Here is a 4,481-nt window from a genome sequence, read left to right on the forward strand (position 1 = left end):
CCACCGGCCCGCCCACCGCCTCCGCCCACCGCGAGAAGAGCACCACCCCGGTCTCCTCGGCCAGCCTCACCGAAGCCTCGTTCAGCACATCCGCCCCGTACGGCAGCCACACCTGGAACTGGTGCGTGTGCGGCGCCTCCGGATTGACCCGGAACCACGACACCCCGCCCTCCCGGAGCCCCTCCCCGATCGCCTCGGCCACCACCTTGGCGTGTGCGACGTACGACGCGAGCCTGGGCAGTTCCCGCTCGATCCCGACCAGCGCGCTCAGCGCGGCGGGGAACTGCTGGAAGACCTGGCCCCCGTACCGGTGCCGCCAGGTCCGCGCCTCCGCGATCAGCGACGAGTCCCCGGCGAGCACGGCCCCCGAAAGCCCGCCCAGCGACTTGTAGAACGAGACGTACACGCTGTCCGCCAGCCCCGCGATCTCCGCCAGCGACCGCCCGAAGTGCGCCGTGCACTCCCACAGCCGCGCCCCGTCGAAGTGCACCACCGCATCCCGCTCGCGGCCCGCCGCCACCACGGCCACCAGTTCGTCCCACGTAGGCAGTACGAAACCGGCGTCGCGCAGCGGCAGTTCGAGCATCAGGGTCCCGAAGGGCTCATCGAAGTCCTGTACTTCCTGCGCCGTCGGCAGGCGCGGCGCATCGGTCGGATGCACGGTGCGCAGCCCGCTCACCGCCGTGAGGGCGCCCCGCTCGTGCACCTCGGGGTGCGCCAGCGGATGCAGCGCGACCGTCGCGTTCCCGGTCCGGCCCGCCCAGCAGCGCAGCGCCACCTGCTGCGCCATCGTCCCGGTCGGGAAGAAGGCGGCGTCGGGGAAGCCGAGCAGCGCGGCCACCCGCTGCTCGACCTCGGCCACCACTCCGTCGCCGTAGATGTCGACCCCGGTGCCGAGGTCGAAGACCTCGCCCGCGTCGGCCGCCAGTGCGGCCAGCGCACCGCCCACCGTGCCCTCCGCGGAATGCCGCGACAGCCTCCGGCCCGCCTGCCGGTACGCCTCGGTCCTGCGCCGACGCTCGTCCTGCTCGCTCGTGTCCGTCATAAGTCAGATCATCGCCCACAGCCTGTGGACAGCCCGGGAGGTCCCTCGAAACGCTGGCGTAGCATGACGAAGAATCGTCCGGTACCCGCCCGCGGACTGGAACGGAAGGCCCCGCCGCGTGAACACGACCCCCCAGCAGAACACCCAGGACCGCCCCGCCCGCCTCACCGTGGGCGTCGTCGGAGCAGGCAGAGTGGGCCCCGCCCTCGCTGCTGCCCTGCAGCTCGCAGGACACCGCCCGGTGGCGGTCTCCGGCGTCTCGGAGGCGTCTGTACGGAGGGCCGCCGCCCTCCTCCCCGACGTCCCGCTGGTCACCCCCGCCCAGGTCCTCAAGGCCGCCGACCTGGTCCTTCTCACCGTCCCCGATGACGCGCTGCCCGCGCTCGTCGAAGGCCTGGCCGAGACGGGTGCGATCCGCCCCGGCCAGCTCCTCGTCCACACTTCCGGGCGGTACGGAACGAAGGTCCTCGACCCCGCCCTGCGCGCCGGCGCCCTGCCCCTGGCGCTGCATCCCGCGATGACCTTCACCGGCACCTCGGTGGACGTCCAGCGCCTCGCGGGGTGCTCCTTCGGGGTCACAGCCCCCGAGGAGCTGCGCCTCGCCGCCGAGGCCCTGGTCATCGAGATGGGCGGCGAGCCCGAGTGGATCGCCGAGGAGTCCCGCCCGCTCTACCACGCGGCCCTCGCACTGGGCGCGAACCACCTGGTCACGCTGGTGGCCCAGTCGATGGAGCTGCTGCGCACCGCAGGGGTCGAGGCCCCCGACCGGATGCTCGGCCCGCTCCTGGGCGCCGCTCTGGACAACGCCCTGCGCTCGGGCGACGCGGCCCTCACGGGTCCGGTCGCCCGCGGCGACGCAGGCACGGTCGCCGTCCATGTCTCGGAGCTGCGCAAGCACGCCCCCGAGGCCCTCCCCGGCTACATCGCCATGGCCCGTATGACCGCCGACCGCGCCCTCGCCCACGGCCTGCTCAAGCCGGAACTGGCAGAGGACCTCCTGGTCGTGCTGGCGGACGGCGCGAACGGCACCCATGGCACGGACGGTGCGGACGGCACAGACGGCGCGAACGGCACGGACGGAGCCCCCCGATGACGACCCTCGTCCACACGGCGGCCGAGCTCAGAGCCCTCCCGCGCACCGGCGGCCGCCGCGCCGTCGTCATGACCATGGGCGCGCTCCACGAGGGGCACGCCACCCTGATCCGTACCGCCCGCGAACTGGCCGGCCAGGGCCAGGGCCAGGTCGTCGTATCGGTCTTCGTCAACCCCCTCCAGTTCGGCAAGGGCGAGGACCTCGACCGCTACCCCCGCACGCTGGACGCCGACCTCGCTCTCGCCGAAAAGGCGGGCGCGGACGCCGTCTTCGCCCCGTCGGCCGACGAGGTGTACCCGGGCGGCGAGCCCCAGGTCCGTGTCACCGGGGGCCCCATGGGCGAGCGTTACGAAGGCGCGTCGCGCCCCGGCCACTTCGACGGCATGCTGACCGTCGTCGCCAAGCTCCTCCATCTCACCGCGCCCGACCTGGCCCTCTTCGGCCAGAAGGACGCCCAGCAGCTGGCTCTGGTCCGCCGCATGGCCCGCGACCTGAACTTCCCCGTGGAGATCGTCGGCGTCCCCACGGTCCGAGAGGAGGACGGCCTCGCGCTCTCCTCCCGCAACCGTTTCCTCTCCGCCGATGACCGGGCCACCGCCCTCGCCCTCTCCCGCGCGCTCTTCGCAGCCCGCGCGGCGGCCGGAACCGGCCGCGTTCCGACCCCCGCGGCCGTGCGTGCCGCCGCCCACCAGGTCCTCACCGAGGCCGCGCTCACCCCCGACTATCTGGCACTGATCGACCCTTCCGACTTCACCGAAGCCGCCGACGGCCACACCGGCGAGGCGATCCTCGCGGTGGCCGCCAAGGTCGGCACCACCCGTCTGATCGACAACATCCCGCTCACCTTCGGGGGCCCCCAATGACTCTGTCCGGAACCGGAATACGCCTGCACGCACCCGCCCCCGGCTGGTCGATCGACGCGGACGTCGTGGTCGTCGGCTCGGGAGTCGCAGGCCTCACCACGGCTCTGCGCTGCATGGCCGCCGGCCTGCGCACCGTCGTCGTCACCAAGGCCCGCCTGGACGACGGCTCCACGCGCTGGGCCCAGGGCGGCATCGCGGCCGCCCTCGGCGAGGGCGACACCCCCGAACAGCACCTGGACGACACGCTGGTCGCGGGGGCCGGACTCTGCGACGAGGCCGCGGTTCGCACCCTGGTCACCGAGGGCCCCGACGCGGTACGCCGACTGATCGCCACCGGCGCCCACTTCGACACCACCCCCGAAGGCGACCTCCAGCTCACCCGCGAGGGCGGCCACCACCGCCGCCGTATCGTCCACGCGGGCGGTGACGCCTCGGGCGCGGAGATCTCCCGCGCGCTGGTCGAGGCGGTGCGCGCGGCGGCTCTCCGTACGATCGAGAACGCCCTGGTCCTGGACCTGTTGACGGACGCCGAAGGCCGTACGGCAGGCGTGACGCTCCACGTCATGGGCGAGGGCCAGCACGACGGGGTCGGCGCGGTCCGCGCCCCGGCCGTCGTCCTCGCCACCGGCGGCATGGGCCAGGTCTTCTCCGCGACGACCAACCCGTCGGTCTCCACAGGCGACGGCGTGGCCCTGGCGCTGCGGGCCGGAGCGGAGATCTCCGACCTCGAATTCGTCCAGTTCCACCCCACGGTCCTCTTCCTGGGATCCGGCGCGGAGGGCCAGCAGCCCCTGGTCTCCGAGGCGGTACGGGGCGAGGGCGCGCACCTCGTCGACGCGACCGGCACCCGCTTCATGCTGGGGCAGCACGAACTGGCCGAACTGGCCCCCCGCGACATCGTCGCCAAGGCCATCACCCGCCAGATGCAGCTTCACGGCACCGAGAACATGTACCTGGACGCCCGCCACTTCGGCGCCGAGATGTGGGAGACCCGCTTCCCCACGGTCCTGGCCGCCTGCCGCAGCCACGGCATCGACCCGGTGACGGAACCGATCCCCATCGCCCCGGCCGCCCATCACGCATCGGGCGGCGTACGCACCGATCTGCGCGGCCGCACCACCGTCCCCGGCCTCTACGCCTGCGGCGAGGTCGCCTGCACGGGTGTCCACGGCGCCAACCGGCTCGCCTCCAACTCCCTCCTGGAGGGCCTGGTCTTCGCGGAACGCATCGCGGACGACATCACGGCGACCACTCACGAGCGCACCGAACCGGTGGTCCCCGAGGGCACCACCCTCCCCCTCCTCGCCCCCGAGTCCCGTCTCACGATCCAGCGCGCCATGACGAGGGGGGCCGGAGTGATCCGCTCCTCGGCCAGCCTCGAAGAGGCGGCCGCGGGCCTGGAGGCGATCAGGGCGGACGCCGACGAGGAGATCCCCGACGGCCACAAGCCCGCAGTCCCCGGCGTCGAGGCCTGGGAGGC

At 73.5% G+C, this 4,481-nt stretch carries 4 protein-coding genes; 3 read left to right on the top strand and 1 reads right to left on the bottom strand.

What is annotated here, in order from left to right; all coding sequences use genetic code 11:
* Nucleotides 1-1,045: threonine aldolase family protein (locus tag J0695_RS38220; RefSeq protein WP_206969444.1), on the bottom strand; the 1,045-nt coding region annotated here is incomplete at its 3' end.
* 118 nt (nt 1,046-1,163) lie between these two features.
* Here J0695_RS38220 and J0695_RS38225 point away from each other — a divergent pair.
* The 3 genes from J0695_RS38225 to J0695_RS38235 all read left to right on the top strand — a co-directional run.
* Complete coding sequence (locus tag J0695_RS38225; protein WP_206969445.1) at nt 1,164-2,138, top strand: Rossmann-like and DUF2520 domain-containing protein; 975 nt, start codon at nt 1,164-1,166, stop codon at nt 2,136-2,138.
* On the top strand, nt 2,135-3,001 hold the full coding sequence (gene panC / locus J0695_RS38230) for a pantoate--beta-alanine ligase (protein WP_206969446.1): 867 nt from the start codon (nt 2,135-2,137) through the stop codon (nt 2,999-3,001). Before J0695_RS38225 ends, panC begins: the two co-directional genes overlap by 4 nt.
* On the top strand, nt 2,998-4,481 hold a 1,484-nt coding region (locus J0695_RS38235; protein WP_206969447.1), incomplete at its 3' end, for an L-aspartate oxidase. The genes panC and J0695_RS38235, both read left to right, overlap by 4 nt.

The organism is Streptomyces beijiangensis (assembly GCF_017315755.1).
Classification (GTDB): domain Bacteria; phylum Actinomycetota; class Actinomycetes; order Streptomycetales; family Streptomycetaceae; genus Streptomyces; species Streptomyces beijiangensis.

Bases quoted from the DNA above. Each gene is read 5' to 3' on its own strand.
- panC (WP_206969446.1), top strand. From the start codon at position 2,135: ATGACGACCCTCGTCCACACGGCGGCCGAGCTCAGAGCCCTCCCGCGC.